This window comes from Sorangium sp. So ce281 (genome assembly GCF_051527395.1).
Classification (GTDB): Bacteria; Myxococcota_A; Polyangia; order Polyangiales; family Polyangiaceae; genus Sorangium; species Sorangium cellulosum_B.
Genome location: NZ_CP150322.1, coordinates 11,884,427 through 11,904,271, shown reverse-complemented (window position 1 = coordinate 11,904,271; position 19,845 = coordinate 11,884,427). Strand labels below are relative to the sequence as shown.

Below are 19,845 nucleotides of genomic sequence, written 5' to 3'. Positions count from 1 at the left end.
GCCCGCTCCGGATTCCGTCGCGCCGGAGCGCGCTCCTACGGTGCGCGGGATGCCGAACCCTGGTCGCATCCCCTTGATGATCGCGCTGGGCCTCGCCCTGCCGGCCCCGGCCTACGCCCAGGGCACGCAGCGCGCGCCGCAGCCGCGCGTGCAGAGCGAGTTCAGCGCGTCCTCCGTGCTGGCATTTGGCCTGACGCCGACGGCGGGCCTCGGCCTCGCGCCCGCTGCCGCTCTCCGCTGGTCCGACCTGTCCGTATCGCTCGAGGCGCGGGCGCTCGTCGCGCTGGGCGGCCCTCCGAGCGATCTGCCGAGCGGCGGGCCGCGGCGCATCAGCGCCGGGCTGGGGGTCATGTCGCTCTGCAGGTACCGGGACGACGTCTTCCTGTGCAACGTCTTCCAGCTCGGCGCTGTCCGCGCGCCCGCCCCGGAGAGCATCACCCAGACGGCAGGCGACGTCCTCTGGCTGCTCACCTCCGGCGCGCGCGGCGGCGCCGAGTGGCGCATCGCGCGGCACCTCCAGCTGCGCAGCTTCCTCGAGCTGCACGTCGTCCTGGCGCGCCCTCTGCTCTCGGCCGGCCCGGCCGGGAGGTGGAAGACCTCGGCCGTCGCGGCGATCGCCGGGATCGGCCTGACGTTCCCGGTGGACCCGGGGTAACCCGGGGTGAAGAGCGTCGCGCCTGCGCCCCGCGGCCCGCGCCTCCGCGGGCCTCGCGCGGCGCGGGCGCCGGGCCGGAGGAGATCGCGCGCTCCGCGCGGCCTCAGTGCTTCGCGCGGAGCGCGCGCGCCAGGGTGTTCCTGCCGACGCCCAGCCGCTTCGCCGCTTCCGTCTTGTTCCCCTCGCACGCCCGGACCATCGCCTCGACGTAGCGCCGCGTCGCCTCGTCGAGGGTGAGCCCGAGCGGCAGCGCGACCCGCGCGTCGCCCTCGGGCGCCGCGGCGGCGTGCGGCGGGGCGCCTTCGCCCCGGCGCGTCGGCAGGTGCCCCGCGGAGATGCGGCCGTCCGGCGCGAGGGCGATGGCGCTCTCGACCCAGTGCTCGAGCTCGCGCACGTTGCCTGGCCACGTATGAGCGCGGAGGTGGCGGAGCGCTTCCGGATCGAAGCGCGGCGGCGGCCTGCCGTACCTCGTCGCGTAGACGTCCGCGAAGTGCCGGGCCAGCGTCTCGACGTCGTCGGGGCCGCGCTCGCGCAGGGCCGGCAGATCGATCTCGACGACGCGCGCGCGGTAGTAGAGGTCCTTCCGGAAGCGCCCCTCGGCGACCGCGCGCTCGAGGTCGCAGTGCGTGGCGCACACGACGCGCACGTCGGCGCGGAGCGACTGGCGACCGCCGACGCGCTCGAAGGAGCGGTCCTGCAGGAAGCGAAGGAGCTTGCCCTGGATGTCCAGCGGCAGGTCCCCGAGCTCGTCGAGGAACAGCGTGCCGCCCTCGGCGAGCTCGACCTTGCCCGGCACGCGCCGGTCCGCGCCGGTGAACGCCCCCCGCTCGTGGCCGAAGAGCTCGCTCTCGACGAGCTGCGCCGGCAGCGTCGTGCAGTCGACGGTGACGAAGGGCCTCGTCTGGCGCCGCGAGTTGACGTGGATCGCCCGGGCGAACAGGCTCTTGCCGGTGCCTGTCTCCCCGCGGAGCAGCACGGTCGCGTCGGTCTGGGCCGCGAGCTGGACCTTCTCGTACACGGCGGTCAGCCGCTCGCTCCGGCCGACGATCCGGTTGAACGGCCCCTGCAGCACGACCCCCGGGCCGCCGCCCTCGGCGGCGCGGAGCGTCGTCAGCGAGAGGGCGCGGGCGAGCTGCGTCGCGAGGGCGACGAGGTAGCGCTGGTCCTCCTCGTCGAAGGGCGCGCCCGCGCGGTTCAGCAGCTGGACGACGCCGCGGACCGGGGCGGCGCCGTCCTCGCGGATGGGCGCGACGAGCATCGAGCGCGTCGTGTAGCCCGTGGCCCGGTCCGCCGACGGATCGAAGCGCGGGTCGCGCGAGGCGTCGTCGACGCGCACGACCTGTCCGGTCGTGGCCACGTGCCCGGCGATGCCGCGCTCGAGCGGCTGCCTGAGCGAGGGGAGCTCGGGCAGCAGGGCGACGCGCGTCACGAGATCGCCGCGCTCGGCGTCGACGAGCCAGATCGTCGCGCGGTCGGCGCGGAGCGCCTTCGCGAGCCGCTCGCACGCCGTGCCGAGGAGGGCGTCGAAGTCGACCTCCCGGGCGAGCAGGGAGGCGAGATCGACGAGCAGCGAGAGGCGCGACATGGATAGCGGAGCAGTATCCAGCATAGATTGCGCGGCGCTCGTCGTCATCCGGGTCATCACGCGGCCCGCGCGAGGGCCTCGACGCGGATGCAGAGCCCCTCGCGCGCGGCGACCGAGGCAGGGAAGAGCTCGCGGGAGAGGCGCTCGATCTCCGCGACGCCGGCGTCCGTCCGCTGCGGGTCGTGATGGAACAGGACGAGCTTCCGCGCGCCGCACGCCCGCGCGATCTCCGCGCCCGCGACGTACGTCGAGTGCCCCCAGCCGACCTTCGAGCGCCCGCCGTCGCCGCGGTACTCCTCCGGGGTGTACTGCGCGTCGTAGATGAGCACGTCGGCGCCGTCCGCGAGCGCGCGCAGCGCCGGATCGACGCAGGCGTAGTGCTCGGTGTCGGTCGCGTAGACGACGCTGCGGCCCTCGTGCTCGACGCGGTAGGCGAGGACGCCGCCCGGGTGGTTGAGCTTGGCGATCCGCACGTGGACCTCGCCCACATCGAACGCCTCGCCCGGCCGCGCCTCCCGCACGGCGATCTGCGCGCAGAGCTCGTCCATGCGGACGGGGAAGCTCGGCGCGGCCATCTGCGTCGAGAGCACCTCGCGGAGGCTCCCGACCCCGTGCGCGCTGCCCACGAACGACAGCCGCGAGCTCGGCAGGTACGCCGGCACGAAGAACGGCAGGCCCTGGATGTGGTCCCAGTGCAGGTGCGACAGCAGCACCGTCGCCTCGACCGGCCCCTCCCGGAGCAGGGCATCTCCGAGCTTGCGTACGCCCGTCCCTGCATCGAGGATGATCCGCGACGAGCCGCAGCGAACCTCCACGCAGCTTGTGTTTCCGCCCACCGCAGCCGTCTCCGGCCCAGGCGAAGCGATGCTCCCGCGAACTCCCCAGAACTTGATCTCCATCGTTGTTGCGAGCCTCCTCGGCCGCTCTTCAGCGAGCGGCGTGCCAGGACGCAGGCCCTTGAAACCGCTCCGCTTTTCTGCTGCGCCCGCGGAGGTCGATCGAAGTCGCAGCGCGGGGTCCGGATCGCCGCTTCAGAATGGAGCGCGTCGAGGGGACGGCCCGCGGGCCCTCGCGCCCCCTTTTGCGCGGAGCGGCGCTTCGCGATTGACGCGCTCGCAGCGACGTGGAGAAACGTGGGGCGCGGGGGACGGGCCTGGCGTCGCGCCTCGGATCGCGCTGTGCGTCGCGTCAAGGCTGAGCTCCCTCGCAGGTTGGGGACCGCGCCGACGCTGGAAGGTTCGTCTGACCCGAGCGTTGACCAAGGTCGTTCCTGAGGCCTAGCATTCCTGCACCGCTCTCTTTCCCGCATCGTTACCGCTGCTCCGCACAATGACCGTTGCCACCTACGCCGCCGCACAGCTGTTGCGGGTGCTTCCGCGAGAGCGCATTACCCGGGCCGTTGGCCGCCTCTGCGACGCCAGGGCACCCGCCGCCGTCTTGAACGCGGTGGTGAAGCTCTACGCGCGCGCGTACCGCGTCGACATGGACGCCGCCGAGGTGCTGACGAGCCCTTACGAGAGCTTCGACGCGTTCTTCACGCGCAAGCTCCGCGAGGGGATGCGCCCTGTCTGCTCCGATCCCGGAGCCATCACCAGCCCCGCCGACGGACGGGTCGAAGCGCTCGGCCCCGTGACCGAGGGCGGGCGGCTGACCATCAAGGGGCGGCCCTACCGCGTGGAAGACCTCGTGGGCGACCCCGCAGAAGCCACGCGCTATGACGGCGGGCAGTTCGCGATCGTCTACCTGTCGCCTCGCGACTACCACCGGGTCCATTCGCCCGTCGCCGGGCGGGTGAGCCTCATCCGCTCGATGCCGGGGGAGCTGTTCCCGGTGAACGCGATCGGCGAACGCCACGTCCCGGGCCTCTTCGCGCGCAACCGGCGCGTCGCGATCGTGATCGACACGGAGCGCCAGGGGCGCGTTACGGTGGTGATGGTGGGCGCGATGATCGTCGGACGGATCACGGTGAGCGCCGTCGACGCGCGCGACGTGCCGCTCGGCCTGCACGCGATCTCGCCGGCCCTTCCGGTCGCGTGCGGCGAGGAGATCGGCAAGTTCCACCTCGGATCCACCGCGGTCATGTTCGTGGAGCGCGGGGTGGCGCCCCCCTGGAGCAGGGCTCCTGGGCCGATCCTTTACGGCGAGCCGCTGGAGGGAGGGGGCCGGCGATGACGAGCGAGCGGCCGCGCAACCCCCTGGCTACGCCCGCCCAGGAAGGCGGCGCCCCCGGAGAGCCCGGCGCGCCGCTGCCGGACGAGGCAGGGAACGCGGCCGCACCGGCGCCGCAGGGAGAGCAGGGAGAGCAGGGCTCGCTCCCCGCGCGAGCGTCCGCTCCACGGCCCGAGCGCTCGCCCAGCGCGCGCCCGCAGCTCGCGACGACGACGCCGCTGCCGCGCCTCGATGTCGTCGCGGGCATCGCGGACGGGGGCTCCGGCGGGCAGATCGCGGAGATCCCGGACCTCGATCTCGACCCGCGGATCGCCGGACCGCCCACGGAGCGCTCGCGGCACGGCGCTCCCCTGCCGACGAGCACCGGCTCCAGGCGGTCCTGGCAGTCGCTCGCGACGGAGGTGGAGCGGGTGGCGGAGGTGGAGCGCGGCGAGGGCGCGAAGACGGGGCGACGACGCTCGCGGCGGCTCGTGAACGTGTCCGGAGACGCAGCGCAGCAGGACGACGAACAGGCCGCCACGCGCGACCGCGCCACCGTGCCCGAGGATGCCGCGGCGCAGCGCTCGCGCACGCTCGACGAGGCGGACGACGACGGGTGGCCGAGCGCCTCCGAGAGGCGGCCCAGCTACCCGACGCTCGACGCGCCCCGGCATCCCAGCGAGCCCGCGCTGGATGGATCCAGGCCTCCCAGCAAGCCGGCGGCGGCGACGGCGGCGGCGGCGGCGAACCTGGCCGAGCTGGTCGCGCCCCGCGCCGTCCCGCGCCCGTCACCGAAATCCTCGAGCGTGCCGCCGATGCCGGCGCCGAGCGGGCTCATCATCGATCCCGATTCGGTCGCGGTGATCCGGCCGCTCCAGATTGTCAGCATCGAGTCGGACCTGCCGCCGGTACCGCCGGTCACCTCGGCCGCCGAGCCCGCCAGGCCGCCGCTCTTGACCGATCCGGCGGAGCACGAGTGGCCGCCGCTCCAGTTCAGGATCCGGCCGGACGACGCCCCCACCGGGATGGGCCTCGAGTCGTTCCAGGAAGGCGTCTCCGAGGGCCCGCCGACGGCGCGCGACGCCGCCTTCGACGCCCTCCAGCCGCAGCCTCGAAGGCGGCCCAGGAGGCAGGCCTCTGCGCCGGAGATCGACGCGCACCCCTTGGATTGGCCCCCGCCGGGGGCGGGCGCGGACGAGGTCGCGGAGGTCGAGCCCGAGTCCGGGCCCGTCGCCGAGGCGAAGGCCGGGCTGTCGGGCGCTCCTCCCGGGGGAGGCGAAGGCCAGCAGGGGCAGGTCGACGCGACGCGCATCACCGTGCCGCCGAAGAGCACCGAGGTCGAGCTGGAGGAGGTCGAGCCCGAGCGCGACGCCGAGCTGGCCGACCCGGGCTCGACCGCGCAGACCGACCCGCACGCTGCGCAACCCAAGAAGCCACCGCCGCCTCCCTTGCCGCCGCGGCGCCCGCGCGCGCAGGCGCTGGCATCGCCGGATCTCGCGACGTTCACGAGCTCGGTGCCGCCGCCGCCCGTATCGGCGCCGCCCGTGTCGGCGCCTCCGTCTCCCAGCGAGCCGTCCGCGCCCGCGCGGCCCGCCGCTCCCGCCGCGGCGCCCGCGGCGAAGCAGGTCGAGCACGATTCCGGCCCGTCGACCGAGCCCGCCGCGCGCCGGAAGCGCCCGTGGTGGGAGGAGCTCTTCGGCGACGACTTCCTGCGCACGCTCGACAAGATCGACAGCAAGGTGGTTCGCCGCGAGGTCGATTTCATCGAGGAGCGGCTCGGCGTCGAGAAGGGCGCGGTGATCCTCGATCTCGCGTGCGGCGCAGGCGGCCACGCGATCGAGATCGCCAGCCGCGGCTACAGCGTGGTCGGCTACGACCTGTCGCTCGCCATGCTCGCCCGCGCCGCCGACGAAGCGCAGGACCGCGGCCAGAAGCTGAACTTCCTCCAGGGCGACATGCGCGAGATGACGTTCGAGGAGACCTTCGACGGCGTCTACTGCTGGTCGACGAGCTTCGGCTACTTCGACGACGAGAAGAACGCCGATGTCCTCGCCCGCATCCGCCGCGCCCTCCGCCCCGGCGGAATGCTCCTGCTCGACATCGTCAACCGCGACTATGTGGCGTCCCGCCAGCCGAGCCTCGTCTGGTTCGAGGGGGACGGCTGCGTCTGCATGGATGAAATGCACGTGGATTTCTTCACGAGCAGGCTCAAGGTGAAGCGCACCGTCATGTTCGAGGACGGCCGCTCGCGCGAGCTCGACTACTCGCTCCGCCTCTACGGGCTGCACGAGCTCGGCAAGGTGCTCCACGAAGCGGGCTTCAAGGTCACCGAGGTGACCGGACACCCTGCGCACCCCGGCGTCTTCTTCGGCTCCGAGTCGCCGCGGCTCATCGTCCTTGCCGAGCGGAGCTGAGGCGCTAGGGCTCCCCGCGCATGAGCTTCGAGGCCGCGATCGCGCGCGCGTTGCCGGGGATCCCGCGCAGCGCCTCCCCCGTCGATCAGATCGCCTACGCCCGCGATCTCTGGCCGCGGCACCACCTCGCGGTGTCGGAGGGCCGCATCGCCGAGCACCGGCCCGGGATGATCGTCTGGCCGTCCTCCACGGAGGAGGTCGCCCAGGTGGTGCGCTTCTGCGCGGACGAGGGGCTCCCGCTGGTGCCTTTCGGGGCGGGCTCGGGCGTGTGCGGCGGCGTCTTGCCGGACGAGCGCACGGTCGTGCTCGACCTCAAGCGGCTCTCCCGCCGCCGTTCGCTCGATCGTCAGGCCCCGTCGGTCGAGGTCGAGGCCGGCGCGCTCGGCATCCGCTTCGAGGAGGAGCTCAACGCCGAGGGCTTCACGCTCGGCCATTTCCCGTCGTCCATCCTCTGCTCGACCGTGGGGGGCTGGGTCGCGGCGCGCAGCGCCGGCCAGTGCTCCGGGCTCTACGGCAAGATCGAGGACATGGTCGCGTCGCTCGAGTGCGTCGTCGGCCGCGGCGAGATCGTCCGCTTCGATCGGCGCGCGCGAGGCCCGGATCTCACGCCGCTCCTCATCGGCAGCGAGGGCGTGCTCGGCGTGGTCACCGCCGCGACGCTCCGGCTGCACCCGGCGCCCTCGGCGCGCGCGTTCGCCGCGTTCTCGTTCCCCAGCGTCGAGGCCGGATGGGACGCGATGCGGGCGATGTTCCAGGCCGGCCTCCGCCCGGCGGTCTCGCGGCTCTACGACCCGTTCGACTCCTTCATGGCCCGGCTGGGCGCCGTGCGCCGGCAGCGCGCCCACGCCGGCGCAGCCGATGAATCCTCCGAGGGAGCGGCCGCGCGGGGGCACGGCGCGCGCGGCCCTGGGGCCGGCGCCGCGGTGCTGCGCGGCCTGCTGCGCGCGCCGGGGCTCCTCAACCAGATCGTCGACGGCGTCGGGTCGCGCGTGCTCCGCGGCGCGACGCTCATCCTCATCTTCGAGGGCACGGCGCGCGCGAGCGCGGACGACCTCGCCCGCGCCGCGGCGATCGCGGAGCGCGGCGGGGCCAGGCCGCTCGGCGAGGAGCCCGCGCGCCACTGGCTCGCGCACCGCTACAGCGTGAGCTACCGCCAGGCGCCCGTGTTCATGGCGGGCGCGTTCAGCGACACCATGGAGGTCGCCGCGCCCTGGTCGCGCCTCGACGGGCTCTACCGCGCGGTGCGCGGCGCGCTCGGGCGCCACGTGTTCGTGATGGCTCACCTGTCCCACGCGTACCCGGACGGCTGCAGCATCTACTTCACCTTCGCTGGCAGCGCGCCGAGCGTCGCGGCGGCCGAGGCGAAGTACGACGCGGCCTGGCGGGCGGCCCTCGACGCCGCGATCGACGCTGGCGGGACGCTCTCGCATCACCACGGGGTCGGCCGGAGCAAGGCGCCGCGGCTCGGCGCCGAGCTCGGCCTCGGCGTCGACGTCATCCATGCACTCCGCGGCGTCTTCGACCCCGCCGGCGTCATGAACCCTGGCAACCTGCTCCCGCGCGAGGCTCCCTCCGCCGCGCGCCGCCCGCTGCCGCCGCCGCCCGCGGCGCCTGTCCTCGACGGCGACTCCATGCTCGTGCACGCCGCTGGTACCGCTCGCCTCGGCGACATCGAGCGCGCCCTCGAGCAGCGCGGCCTCACGCTGGCGATCGACTTCGGCGCGACCTCGCCCGAGCTGACGCTCGACGCGTGGATCGCGGCGGGCGCCCCCGGGGCCCCGGATCCGTGGAGCGATCCGGTCGATCACCTGGTCGCCGGGTTCACCGCGCGGCTCGCGTCCGGCGCCGAGCTCGCGGTGCGGCCCGCCCCGCGGCGCGCGGTGGGCCCGGATCTCTTCGCGCTGTTCCTCGGCGTGGGCGGGCGCGTCGGCGCCATCACGTCCGCGCACCTCCGCGCCCACGGCGCGTCGCGGCCCCGCGCCCTGCCGACCGCGCTGCCGCGGCAGCCGTCGCTCCGCGACGACGAGGCGGCGTGGCTCGACGCAGTGGTGAGCGCGGCCCGCGGCGTCCGCTGAGCGCGGTCGGCGCGGCGCTCGCTCGGAGCGCGGCCAGCGCGGGCGGCGTTCAGCCGGGAGGCCAGGCCATCGGCCTTCCACCCATCACGTGGACGTGGATGTGGAAGACCGTCTGGCCGGCGTTCGCGCCGCTGTTCACCACGGTCCTGAAGCCGCTCTCCGCGATGCCGGTCAGCTCTGCCACCCGCCGCGCTGCGAGGAGCAGCCGGCCGAGGACGGCCTCGTCCTCGGGCGTGGCCTGGGCGATGCCCGCGATGTGGCGCTTCGGGATGACGAGCGCGTGCGTGGGCGCCTGCGGGTTCACGTCGTGGAAGGCGATGACGTGCTCGTCCTCGAACACGACCTTCGACGGGATCTCCTTGTTCGCGATCTTGCAGAAGATGCACATGGCCACCTCCTACTCCCAGGGTGCTTGCGAGTCACGCCGCGCCCGGTCACGCGGCAGCGCCCTGGTCCCGGGGTCCGGCTCTCCCGGCTCCCCCTGGCCAGGACACTCCAGCGCTCCGCCGGCCTTCCCCTCGGGCAGCAGCCGGGCGAGCGCGCGCTCGATCCGCGACGTGTCCGCCGGCTCGGGGAGGAGCTCCTGCGGCAAGGCGGCGCCCGTCGCCGAGCTCGGCGCGGCGCCCCCGCCGCCCGGCAGCTCGGCCCGCGGGACCGCCCCGCGCGCGACCGCGATGCGGAGCACCGCGAGCTCCAGGGCGTCGAGCGCGGCGGTGCGCTTCAACCCGAGCGACGGCACGTCGTAGGTGAGCAGCGCGCCGCCGCTCGCGGCGGGCGCGAGCCCGGCGCGATCCGCGCCCGCGACCAGCTGCCGCACGATGCTCCTGAGCAGCGCCGCCCGCCGCCGCACCCGGCGCGCCGCCGGGTCGGCGTAGAGCGAGAAGAAGCGGTTTCGCGAGAAGGTCGACGGCGCCAGCACGAGCGCGACGAGCAGCGCGTCCAGATCGACGGGCGGCGCCCCCCTCTCGACGGACGGCGCCCCCATCACGTGGCGGGCTCCAGCACGGGCCCCGAGAGCCCGCCGCGCCGGAGGAGCTCCGCCTGGCGGTGCGTGCGCAGCGCGCCGATGAGCTCGTCGAGGTCCCCTTCGATGATCTTGTCGAGCTTGTGCAGCGTGAGGCCGATCCGGTGATCCGTCACGCGATTCTGCGGGAAGTTGTAGGTCCGCACCTTCTGCGCCCGCTCCCCCGTGCCGACCATGGTCCTTCGCTCGGCGCTCTGGGCCTCCTCCTGCCGGCGCTGCTCGAGCTCGAGCAGCCGGCTCCGGAGCACCTTCATCGCCTTCGCCTTGTTCTTCAGCTGGGAGCGCTCGTCCTGGCACTTCACGATCATGCCCGTCGGCAGGTGCTTGATCTGCACGGCGCTGTTCGTCGTGTTGACGCCCTGACCGCCGGGGCCGCCCGACGCGGCGATCGAGATCTCCAGGTCCTTGTCGTCGATGTGCACGTCGACCTCGTCGGCCTCGGGCAGCACGGCAACCGTCGCGGTCGAGGTGTGGATCCGCCCCTGCGTCTCCGTCGAGGGGACCCGCTGAACGCGGTGGACGCCGCCCTCGTACCGGAGGTGGGAGTAGACGTCCTGCCCCGTGATCAGCGCCGCGACCTCCTTGTAGCCGCCGGCGGAGGCCTCGCTCAGGTTGAGCACCTCGACCTTCCACCGCTTCGTCTCCGCGTAGCGGCAGAGCATGCGGAAGAGATCGGCGGCGAAGAGCGCCGCCTCCTCGCCGCCCTCGCCGCTGCGGATCTCGATCACGGTGTTCCGCGTGTCGTTGGGGTCCTTCGGGAGGAGGAGCACCTCGAGCTCGCCGGCGAGCCGCTCCCGCTCGAGCTCGAGCTCGGGCAGCTCCGCCTGGGCGAGCTCGGACAGGTCGGGATCGCTCAGCGCCTCGCGATCCTCGGCGATGCGCCGCTCGACGTCCCGCAGCCGGGCGAAGGCGGCGACCACGGGCTCGATCTCGGTCCGCTCGCGGTTGAGCCGCTGGAGCTCGGCCGGCGCGGAGAGCACCGCCGGGCTGCACATGAGGTGCTCGAGTTCCTGAAAGCGGCGCTGAACCGCCTCGAGTTTCGCGATAGGTAGCATCTGCAATCCGAAGACGACGCGGGGTTGGACGGCGGCGAGGGGCCCGGCGGAGCCGGCGCGCGCTAGCCGTGAGCGCCTGCGTAGCCGGGGTCGGCCAGCAGCTTGGAGTAGTCGGCGAACACCCGATCGGGCTGGACAGGAGCGGCCACCGAGGCCTCGCGCCAGAGCGTCGCACGGAGCGACGCGAGGGCGATCTCCAGCTGCGCGTCGTCGGGCTCCGCCGTCGTGATCTTCTGGACCAGGAACCCCGGCCAGAGCAGCGCGCGGAGCGGGCCGGTGGTGCAATAACGCGCGAAGATCCGCTGGATCTCGAAGGTGACCGCGGCAATCAGCGGGAGGAACGGCAGCTTCATCAGGAAGAAGGTGACGCTCTCGACGAGCCGGCCGCCGGGCAGCTTGGGCAGGAGCGCCCCGAGGGACGCCCCGGCCACCGAGAACACGACGATCGACACGAGCGCCACCATGACCAGGAACGTCGTCCCGCAGCGGGGATGCATGGCCGTCTTCCGGCGCGCGTTCTCGACCTCGAGGACCTCGCGCGCCTCGTAGGTGGAGATCGCCTTGTGCTCGGCGCCGTGGTACTGGAAAACGCGTCGGACCTCGGGGATCTGGCGGATCAGCAGGAGGTAGCCGACGACGATGGCGAGCTTCGCCACGCCGGTGATCGCCTGGAACGCCGGCGACGTGACCTCGAGACCGAGGCCCAGGAGCTTGTTGACCAGCTCGGCGCCGGCCTGGGGCGCCGCCACGAAGAGCAGGACCGCGAAGAGGATCGGGATCATGCCCATCCCTCCTCCGCGCTTCTTCCCCTCTGCGCCGCCGTCCGGCGCGGGGCCGCCCGTGACCTGCGCGGGCTCCGCGTCCTGCGCCGCGATCGCCGCCATGCTGAGCGCCAGGGAGGTGAGGTTCACCCCGCCCGCCTGCCCCGCGCTCGGGCGCTTCGACTCCGGCTTCTTGGCCGAGCCCGCCTCCTCGGCCGAGAGATCTTGCTCGTAGAGGTCCGCGGACCAGCGGAGCGCCTGGGATCCCAGGCGGAGCGACTCGACGAGGGTCGCGACCCCCCGCACGAACGGCCACGTGCGCGGCCCCTTCGAGACGGCGGTCATCGGCTGCTCGCGAACGACCAGCTCTCCCGAGCGGCGCCGGCAGACGATCGCGACCGAGCTCGGCGACCGCATCATGACCCCTTCGATGACCGCTTGGCCGCCGATATACGGACGTGCAGGCTGATCGCTCATACGCGTTCCAATCTAGCGCATAACACGGCCAGCGCATCGGCCCGACCGACCAGCGCCGCACAGGTGAATGTGCCGACGTCGTTCGATCCGCGTCCGCCCGCGTCCGCGGCGCGCGACGTCTCGGCCGCTTTGGCCGCTCACGCGCTGCACAGGGGCCAGCGAGCTCGACGCGAACCAACCCATCCGCCACGCCCCGGGCGGGCGCGGCATGACGGGCGAATCCGGTGAAAGAAGGGATATCGGGGGTGGAGGGACGATCGGCCCGGCTACTTGCCTGCGGTCGCGTACTTCCTGCGGAAGCGGTCGACGCGGCCGGCGACGTCCATGATCTTGTGCTTGCCCGTGTAGAACGGGTGGCAGGCGGAGCAGACATCGGTGGTGAAGCTGCCGCGGGTGGAGCGGGTCTCGACGATGGCGCCGCACGCGCAGGTGATCGTGGAGGCCTTGTACTCGGGGTGGATGCCGGGCTTCATGGTGAGTCCTTCGGGTGTTGCGAGGGAGGGCGCCTATAGCTCAGCGCGTCTTGGACCGCAAGAAGCCCTTCAGACGCGCCCGCTCTTCTATCTCTCGTCCGGCTCTCGTCCGGCCCGCTCGGCGGCGTTTGCGCAAGGTTGCGCAGGGTTGCGCGGGTTTGGGCGAAGCCGCGCAGCGAGGCGGCCCTGGCGCTGCCGGCCGAGCCCGCCGCGCTTCCCCCAGGAGCTAGGCCCCCGGCTCGAGACGCTGGCGGCGCGAAGCGCGGACCCCTTAGGTGCGGCGCGACCGGGCTCTGGTCAAGGTCCAGGCAGCGCCGGCCCGCGCGCACGGCAATTGCTAGAGGCGGCGTTGACGCTCGGGCGCACATGGTTAGCTTCGCGGTCGCGAGCCAGCGAGCTCGCGAAAACTCGGCGAAAGTATCCGGATTCCCAGCGGTTTTTGACGGCTCTGGAGCGGTGGCTCGCGGCAGCTGTCAGCTGAGCCCTGCTGGCCGGTCGGGTCTTCTCGCCCCCCGTGGTCATCAGGCCGTCGCGTAAACAGTTCTCGGAGGGTTCAACGTCATGGGCAAGATCATCGGCATCGATCTCGGCACGACCAACAGCGTCGTCGCGGTGATGGAGGGCAAAGAGCCCAAGGTCATCGTGAATGAGGAGGGCTCGCGCCTCACGCCGTCCGTCGTGGCCTGGGACGACAAGGGCGAAGTGCTCGTCGGGCAGATCGCCAAGCGCCAGGCGGTCACGAACCCCACCAACACCATCTACTCGGCCAAGCGCTTCATGGGGCGCCGCTACGAGGAGGTGCAGGAAGAGGCGAAGCGCGTCCCGTACACGGTCAGCAAGGGCAAGAACAGCGACGCCTCGATCGCGGTGCGCGGCAAGCAGATGTCGCCCCCCGAGGTCTCCGCGAAGGTCCTCCAGAAGCTGAAGAAGGCCGCGGAGGACTACCTCGGCGAGAAGGTGACCGAGGCCGTCATCACCGTGCCGGCGTACTTCAACGACTCGCAGCGCCAGGCGACCAAGGACGCGGGCCGCATCGCCGGGCTCGACGTGAAGCGCATCGTCAACGAGCCCACGGCCGCCGCGCTCGCGTACGGGCTCGACAAGAAGAACGAGCAGGTCATCGCCGTCTACGACTTCGGCGGCGGCACGTTCGACATCTCGATCCTCGAGGTCGGCGACAACGTCGTGCAGGTCATCTCGACCAACGGCGACACCCACCTCGGCGGCGACGACGTCGACCACCTCGTGATGGACTGGCTCGCGGCCGAGTTCAAGAAGGACACCGGCATCGACGTCTCGAACGACAAGATGGTCGTGCAGCGGCTCAAGGACGCCGCGGAGCAGGCGAAGATCGAGCTGTCGAACGTGCAGGAGACGACGATCAACCTGCCGTTCTTGACCGCGGACGCCTCGGGGCCGAAGCACCTCCAGAAGCAGCTCACCCGGGCGAAGCTCGAGCAGATGATCCGGCCGCTCATCGACCGGACGCTCGAGCCGACCCGCAAGGCGCTCGCCGACGGGAAGAAGTCGCCGCAGCAGATCGACGAGATCGTCCTCGTCGGCGGCTCGACCCGCATCCCGCTCGTCCAGGAGACGGTCAAGAAGTTCTTCGGCAAGGAGCCCCACAAGGGCGTGAACCCGGACGAGGTCGTGGCCGTCGGCGCCGCGGTCCAGGCGGGCGTGCTCTCGGGCGACGTGAAGGATCTCGTGCTGCTCGACGTCACGCCGCTCTCGCTCGGCGTCGAGACGCTCGGCGGCGTGATGACCGTGATGATCTCGAGGAACACCACGATCCCGACCCAGAAGAAGGAGATCTTCTCGACCGCGACCGACAGCCAGCCCAGCGTCGAGGTCCACGTGCTCCAGGGCGAGCGCACCGAGGCCCGCTACAACCGGACCCTGGGCCGCTTCCACCTGGAAGGGATCATGCCGGCGCCCCGCGGCGTGCCGAAGATCGAGGTGACGTTCGACATCGACGCGAACGGCATCCTCTCGGTCCACGCCAAGGACACGGCCACCGGCAAGGATCAGCGCATCACGATCACCGCGTCGGGCGGCCTGAAGGAGGACGAGATCAACCGGATGGTCAACGAGGCGGCGGCGCACGAGGCGGAGGACAAGCGCCGGCGCGAGGAGATCGAGCGGCGCAACAAGCTCGATAACCTCTGCTACACGCTGGAGAAGACGATCAGCGAGAACAAGGACAAGCTGCCGGAGGGCGACGTCTCCGCCCTGAACGGGATCATCGCCGAGGGGCGGTCGGCCATCGAGAAGCAGGACGACGCGGCCGTGAGCGCGGCGCTGGAGAAGCTCGAGAAGGAAGCGCACCGCATCGCGAGCGTCATGTACGAGAAGGCCGGCCCGCCCCAGGACGGCGGCGGCGCCGCGCCCGGCGGCGCGCCGGGAGGCCAGCAGCCGCCCCCCGCCGGCGGCAAGGGGAAGGACTCGGTCATCGACGCGGAGTTCGAAGAGTCGAACTGATCGCCGCGAGGAGCCCGCTCCTCGACGGCGTGCGACGAGCGCGGATTCGTCCGCGCTCGTTCGCCAAGCGGCAAGCGCAACGAGCGCGGATTCGTCCGCGCTCGTTCGCATTTGGAGCGACCGCCGCGCGGGAGGCGGCGCATGCGACCGTCGCCTGCGCGGCGCGCTCCTTGGGCGTCGACTCGGATGTCCGGGAGCCGTATAACCGGCGCTCATGCGAACTCTCCTGCCGATCGCCCCCCTGGTCCTCATGGCCGGTTCCCTCGCCTGCGGGCCGTCCCCCGCGCCTGTCGCGCCGACAGCAGGACAGGGCGAGGTCAAGGGCGGACCTGCCCAGGTCGCCGCCGGCCCAGCGTTCGATCTATCGCCCGTCGCCGAGCCGGCCGACATCGTCGGCGTGCTCCGCTGGAGCAACCCCGCGGCCACGCTGTCGAGCATCGCGACGTGCGCGGGGCTGCCTCCGGCGCTCGCGGAGACGGGCGCGCAGGCGTTCTCCTCGGGTGTGCTGGGCGAGCTCGTGAGCCCTTCCATCGACACGGACCAGCTCGCCACGGTGCTCGCGCTCGACGCGCCGGTGCACCTGATCGTCGCGCTCGATGACAGCTCGAAGCGGGGCAAGCCCGTGGCGGCCGTGTCGTTCGGGCTCACGTCGCTCGAGCGGGCGAGGGGCGCGCTCGAGGCGGGCGCCGCGCTCACCGAGGTGAAGCCCGGCATGTGGAAGATCGGCGGCAAGGAGCCCTCGTCATCGAGCTGCTTCCTCGCCGCGTCCGCCGGCTCGGCGCCCGCGCGGCTCCTCTGCGGCGATCGGGACCGCGACGTCACGACGCTCGGGCCGTACCTCGCGCGCACGCTGCCGACGCTCGCGCCCGAGGCGCGCGATCTCCATGGCGAGGTCCGCTTCGTCCCGCTCAGCACGAAGTTCGGCGGCATGGCGAAGCAGCAGCTCGGCGGGCTCCCGATCCTCGCGCAGAGCCAGCTCTCGCTCGGGCAGCCCCAGTTCGACCGGGCGCTCACCGACGCGGCGACCTCCGTTCAGCAGGAGCTCGAGGCGCTCATCAACGACGCGAGCAAGGCGGTCGTCGATCTCCAGGTCGACAACCAGTCCTGCGTGAACCTCACCGCTGCCCTGGAGCTCCGGGGCCAGTCGTCGTGGCTCGCCAAGACGATGACCGACAGCGCGAACCGCGCCGCGGCCGCGCCGGCGCTGTACTGGCGCGCGCCGAAGGACAGCGCCGGCGCGTTCTTCGACCACGGCTACGACCCGGCGCACTACGGCGGCATCCTGAAGACGCTGCGCGAGATGCTCGAAGGGTGGCTGGAGAAGGAGAAGATCGGCAAGCCCGCCGATCGCAAGGCGCTCGCCGACCTCCTCGCGCTGCCGATCAACCAGGGGCCGAGCGTGTCCGCCCACGGGTACCCGGACGCGCCTCCTGCCGCTGCCCAGGCCGGAAAGCCGACGCCGAACGAGGCGCTCGACAAGATGATGGGGGGCTTCGTCGGCTGGAACCTGTTCGGGTTCGAGGAGGCGCCCGACGCGCTCATCAAGTACGTGAAGAACGCCGTCACCGCCTACAACACGCCCGCGCTGCGCAAGCGACTCCCGGAGATCGACGTCGATCCGAAGGATCTGCCGACGGTCAAGGTGGTCCAGGCGCCGAAGGAGCTCGGGAAGACGTCGCTCGCCGTCGAGATCCAGATCGTCCGCGATCTACCGCCGCTCGACGACGACGCGGGCTCGACCCCCGCCGCCAAGGGCAAGCAGAGGCCCAAGCTGACGATGACGCTCCACCTCCTCGTCATGGGTGAGGAGAAGACGACGTGGATCGCCTTCGGACACGACAAGGGCGATCTGCTGAGGCGGCTCGCCACGGTGAAAGCGGGCGCGCCCGCCGCGGCGACGCTCGCGTCACGTCCGGGGCTCGAGAAGCTGAAGACCGGGAAGTTCGCCTGGGGTGGATTCTCGACGCTCGCCCCGATCACCCGCACGTTTCAGAGCATGCTCTCGACGCTGGATCAGCCCGGCGCGGCGCCGATGGCGCTGCCTCGGGAAGCTCGAATCTTCGGCGAAGCGCTGGCAAAGCTCCCCCACAACGGGGAAGGGCTGATGTTCTTCACGACCCAGCAGCAGGGCGGCGCCGCGCCGCGGGCCGAGCTCTCGATCAACGTGTCGAAGCCCGTGCTCGAGGACATCGGCGCGCTCGTCGCGGCAGGGCTTCGAATGGCCGGCATCACGAAGCCATAGGCTCGTGGATGCGCTATCACCACAGCCAGTGAGCTGGCGCGGCTGCTCCTGCTCGTTCGTGTTCCCTGGTCACCGCGCCACGCGCGTGCTTCGTCCGCCCATGTTCAAGATCGGTACGCGAATTGCCACCGAAAAGATGAGAGGAAACAATGAACAACCGTGAAGGTGCGAGTCGCGACGGAATGAGCCCGGCGCGGCCAGAGACAGCCGCCACGACGGCAGCCGCCATGCCGAGGCCGCCCGTGCGCCGCGCGGCGCCCGAAACGGACGACTCCGATCTGCCCGATCTGACCCCGGAGCAGCTCGGCGAGCTCAGGCAGGCGCTCGAGGAGCGCCGAGCGAGCCTCGTCGCCAACATCGATGAGCGGCAGCACGCGGAGCGCGACATCTCGCGCGAGGTGGGCGACGAGATGGACGAGGCCAACGCCGAGGGCGCGACGTCGCTGACGTCGAAGCTCCTGGAGCGCGATGTCCGCGTGCTCGCCGAGATCGACCGTGCTCTCGCGAAGATGAAGGAGGGGAGCTACGGGATGTGCGAGGGCACCGGCGAGCCCATCGGTTACCGCCGCCTCAAGCTGCGTCCCTGGGCGCGCTACAGCGTCGCCTACCAGGAGCAGATCGAGCGCGAGGAACGGACCGGCGGCGGCGCCTGATCGCTCCCCGCCAGCAGGCACCGCACGTCCCTCCCCGCCAGCGCGGGCGAGAGACGTGCGGCCTGCGCTAGCGGAGGCGCATGTCCGCGGGGGCGCTCGAGTTCGTGCCGAGCGCCCTGGTCCGCGCAGCGATCACACGCACGAGCAGGACCCGCGCGACGAGGCACCTCAGCCGCCCATCCGCTGGATGAACGGGACGATGCGCTCGACGAAGGGCTGCTTGTGATAGCGGTCGAACTCCGCCCACGTGCAGAGCGTCCGCGGATCCTTCACGCGATCGACGAAGAGCACGCCGTCGACGTGATCCTTCTCGTGCTGGAAGGTGCCCGCCGACAGCCCGCGCACGATGCGGTCGATCGGCCTCCCATCGCGATCCAGGCCGGTGAGCCGGATCTCGGTGGTGCGGTCGACAACACCCCTCAGGTTCGGGACGCTCAGGCACCCTTCGTAGTTCTCGAACGTCTCCTGCGTGAGCGGCTCGATCACCGGATTGACCACGACGGTGAGCGGGATGTTCGGCTTGTACGGATAGCGGGGGTTGTTCTGCACCTCGACCGCGAAGATGCGCACCGGCACATGGACCTGAGTGGCGGCGATGCCGGCGCCGTTCGCGTCGCGCATCGTCTCCACCAGATCGTCGATGAACGCCTGCATCGCAGGGGAGGAGAGCTCTTCTGGCGTGACCTCACGCGCTCGCTGCCTGAGGACAGGGTTGCCGATGTGGGCGATTTTCAGGAGCGTCACGCGGCGATCGTACCATGGACGCGCGCTGTCGGCCTGGCTGGCCATGGCGGCGCCCAGGCGCTGGTCCATGCGGCGCGCGGCGGCGTCAGCTATGGAGACGGGGCATGCACCACTTCCCTGACGAGCCTTGCGTCCCCGAGCAGCAGCAGGCGACCGCCGTCATGCACCTCCGCTTCGAAGACGTCAGCCAGAACGGACGGGTGATGCTGGACGCGCTGCCGCACGGCCTCGGGCCCGCGGTCTGGGTGAAGCTCCTGCGGGCGAGCCCCATCGAGGCGCTCATGCTCACGCAAGGGATCGTCCCGATCCTCACCCGCCTCATCATCGAGGGCGGAGAGGGGCCGATCGCGACGCGGGAGCCGCTGGAGCTGCAGGGCCGCTACCAGCTGGCGCACACGGAGGACGCCGCCTCCCAGGTGAACCGGCTGATCCTGGCCATGTGGCTGTCGGCCAGCGGGCGCCGCGGCCGGACCTACGGCCCGCCGCCGCCAGGCGCGGGCGAGCGGATCCAGGTCGGTCGCGTGTTCGCGGAGCACGTCTTCACGCGGCTCTTCGCGGCGCCCGAGGCGCGCAAGGTGCTGCGCTTCGAGTCACCGGATCTGCCGGCGGTGCCGCCCGAGCGCTACGACTTCCGCTCGCCGGAGGCGTTGATGGGCCTGCCTGAGGGCGCGGAGCCGCTCGACGCGAAGCCGACCCTGGATCCGATCCCGGTGGTGTTCGGCCTGGATCACACGGACGGGAACCAGCACGTGAACTCGCTCGTGTACCCGCGGCTCTTCGCGGAGGCCGCGCTGCGACGTCTCTCGGCGCAGGGCCACAGCACGGCGGTGCTCGCCCGGAGGGTGGAGATCGCCTACCGCAAGCCGTGCTTCGCGGGCACGCGGGCGAGGATCCTGCTGCGCACGTTCACGCTCGGCGGCGCGCTCGGCGCGTTCGGTGCGTTCGTGCCGGACTCGCCGGAAGACCCCGCCAGCGCAGCCCCCGGGGCGCGCGCGACCTGCTACATCCGCACGCTGTTCCAGGGCTGAGCCGGCGCGAACGCGAAGACGGCGCGCCCT

At 72.2% G+C, this 19,845-nt stretch carries 16 protein-coding genes; 8 read left to right on the top strand and 8 right to left on the bottom strand.

Translation table 11 applies throughout. The annotated features are described in order from the left end of the window. Nucleotides 1–49 precede the first annotated feature (49 nt). The gene (locus tag WMF27_RS45680; RefSeq protein ID WP_437762594.1) at nt 50–655 is read left to right on the top strand and encodes a hypothetical protein; all 606 of its coding nucleotides are present in this window, start codon (nt 50–52) and stop codon (nt 653–655) included. Between the two features lie 103 nt (nt 656–758). Here WMF27_RS45680 and WMF27_RS45675 read toward each other — a convergent pair whose 3' ends face one another. Together WMF27_RS45675 and WMF27_RS45670 are read right to left on the bottom strand one after the other, a co-directional pair. Further along, nucleotides 759–2,240: a sigma-54-dependent Fis family transcriptional regulator gene (locus WMF27_RS45675; RefSeq protein WP_437762595.1), complete on the bottom strand. Its 1,482-nt coding sequence runs from the start codon at nt 2,238–2,240 to the stop codon at nt 759–761. Nucleotides 2,241–2,296: 56 nt separating this feature from the next. Beyond that, nucleotides 2,297–3,139, bottom strand: a complete 843-nt coding sequence (locus WMF27_RS45670; RefSeq protein ID WP_437762596.1) for an MBL fold metallo-hydrolase — start codon at nt 3,137–3,139, stop codon at nt 2,297–2,299. 430 nt (nt 3,140–3,569) lie between these two features. Between WMF27_RS45670 and asd the strand changes: the two genes are divergently transcribed. The 3 genes from asd to WMF27_RS45655 are packed head-to-tail and all read left to right on the top strand — an operon-like array spanning nt 3,570 to nt 8,877. Then, nucleotides 3,570–4,412, top strand: a complete 843-nt coding sequence (gene asd, locus WMF27_RS45665) for an archaetidylserine decarboxylase (RefSeq protein WP_437762597.1) — start codon at nt 3,570–3,572, stop codon at nt 4,410–4,412. After that, nucleotides 4,409–6,802: a methyltransferase domain-containing protein gene (locus WMF27_RS45660; RefSeq protein WP_437943665.1), complete on the top strand. Its 2,394-nt coding sequence runs from the start codon at nt 4,409–4,411 to the stop codon at nt 6,800–6,802. The genes asd and WMF27_RS45660 overlap by 4 nt, the downstream gene beginning before the upstream one ends. Nucleotides 6,803–6,822: 20 nt before the next feature. Next, nucleotides 6,823–8,877 (top strand): FAD-binding protein, encoded by a 2,055-nt coding sequence (locus WMF27_RS45655; RefSeq protein WP_437943663.1) that lies wholly within the window; start codon nt 6,823–6,825, stop codon nt 8,875–8,877. A 49-nt stretch (nt 8,878–8,926) separates the two neighbouring features. On the opposite strand, the gene WMF27_RS45650 is transcribed toward WMF27_RS45655, so the two are convergent. The 5 genes from WMF27_RS45650 to rpmE all read right to left on the bottom strand — a co-directional run bounded on the left by WMF27_RS45650 (nt 8,927) and on the right by rpmE (nt 12,667). Further along, entirely contained in the window at nt 8,927–9,265 is a 339-nt protein-coding gene (locus WMF27_RS45650) for a histidine triad nucleotide-binding protein (RefSeq protein ID WP_012241641.1), read from the bottom strand. 9 nt (nt 9,266–9,274) lie between these two features. Beyond that, the gene (locus tag WMF27_RS45645) at nt 9,275–9,862 is read right to left on the bottom strand and encodes a hypothetical protein (RefSeq protein ID WP_437762600.1); all 588 of its coding nucleotides are present in this window, start codon (nt 9,860–9,862) and stop codon (nt 9,275–9,277) included. Continuing rightward, complete coding sequence (gene prfA / locus WMF27_RS45640; protein ID WP_437943661.1) at nt 9,862–10,956, bottom strand: peptide chain release factor 1; 1,095 nt, start codon at nt 10,954–10,956, stop codon at nt 9,862–9,864. Before prfA ends, WMF27_RS45645 begins: the two co-directional genes overlap by 1 nt. Nucleotides 10,957–11,018: 62 nt before the next feature. Beyond that, on the bottom strand, nt 11,019–12,194 hold the full coding sequence (locus WMF27_RS45635; RefSeq protein WP_437943659.1) for a DUF1385 domain-containing protein: 1,176 nt from the start codon (nt 12,192–12,194) through the stop codon (nt 11,019–11,021). A 266-nt stretch (nt 12,195–12,460) separates the two neighbouring features. Beyond that, nucleotides 12,461–12,667: a 50S ribosomal protein L31 gene (gene rpmE / locus WMF27_RS45630; RefSeq protein WP_437762603.1), complete on the bottom strand. Its 207-nt coding sequence runs from the start codon at nt 12,665–12,667 to the stop codon at nt 12,461–12,463. A gap of 561 nt (nt 12,668–13,228) precedes the next feature. Between rpmE and dnaK the strand changes: the two genes are divergently transcribed. The 3 genes from dnaK (at nt 13,229) to WMF27_RS45615 (ending at nt 18,043) form a co-directional block, all read left to right on the top strand. Beyond that, nucleotides 13,229–15,148, top strand: coding sequence for a molecular chaperone DnaK (gene dnaK, locus WMF27_RS45625; protein ID WP_437762604.1), 1,920 nt, complete (start codon nt 13,229–13,231; stop codon nt 15,146–15,148). 214 nt (nt 15,149–15,362) lie between these two features. Continuing rightward, nucleotides 15,363–17,390, top strand: a complete 2,028-nt coding sequence (locus WMF27_RS45620; protein ID WP_437762605.1) for a hypothetical protein — start codon at nt 15,363–15,365, stop codon at nt 17,388–17,390. A gap of 227 nt (nt 17,391–17,617) precedes the next feature. Continuing rightward, nucleotides 17,618–18,043 (top strand): TraR/DksA C4-type zinc finger protein, encoded by a 426-nt coding sequence (locus WMF27_RS45615; RefSeq protein ID WP_044970476.1) that lies wholly within the window; start codon nt 17,618–17,620, stop codon nt 18,041–18,043. 168 nt (nt 18,044–18,211) lie between these two features. On the opposite strand, the gene def is transcribed toward WMF27_RS45615, so the two are convergent. After that, nucleotides 18,212–18,787, bottom strand: a complete 576-nt coding sequence (gene def, locus WMF27_RS45610; protein WP_437743274.1) for a peptide deformylase — start codon at nt 18,785–18,787, stop codon at nt 18,212–18,214. A 104-nt stretch (nt 18,788–18,891) separates the two neighbouring features. Here def and WMF27_RS45605 point away from each other — a divergent pair, with 104 nt between their 5' ends. Beyond that, nucleotides 18,892–19,815, top strand: coding sequence for a hypothetical protein (locus WMF27_RS45605; protein WP_437762606.1), 924 nt, complete (start codon nt 18,892–18,894; stop codon nt 19,813–19,815). The last annotated feature ends 30 nt before the right edge of the window (nt 19,816–19,845 follow it).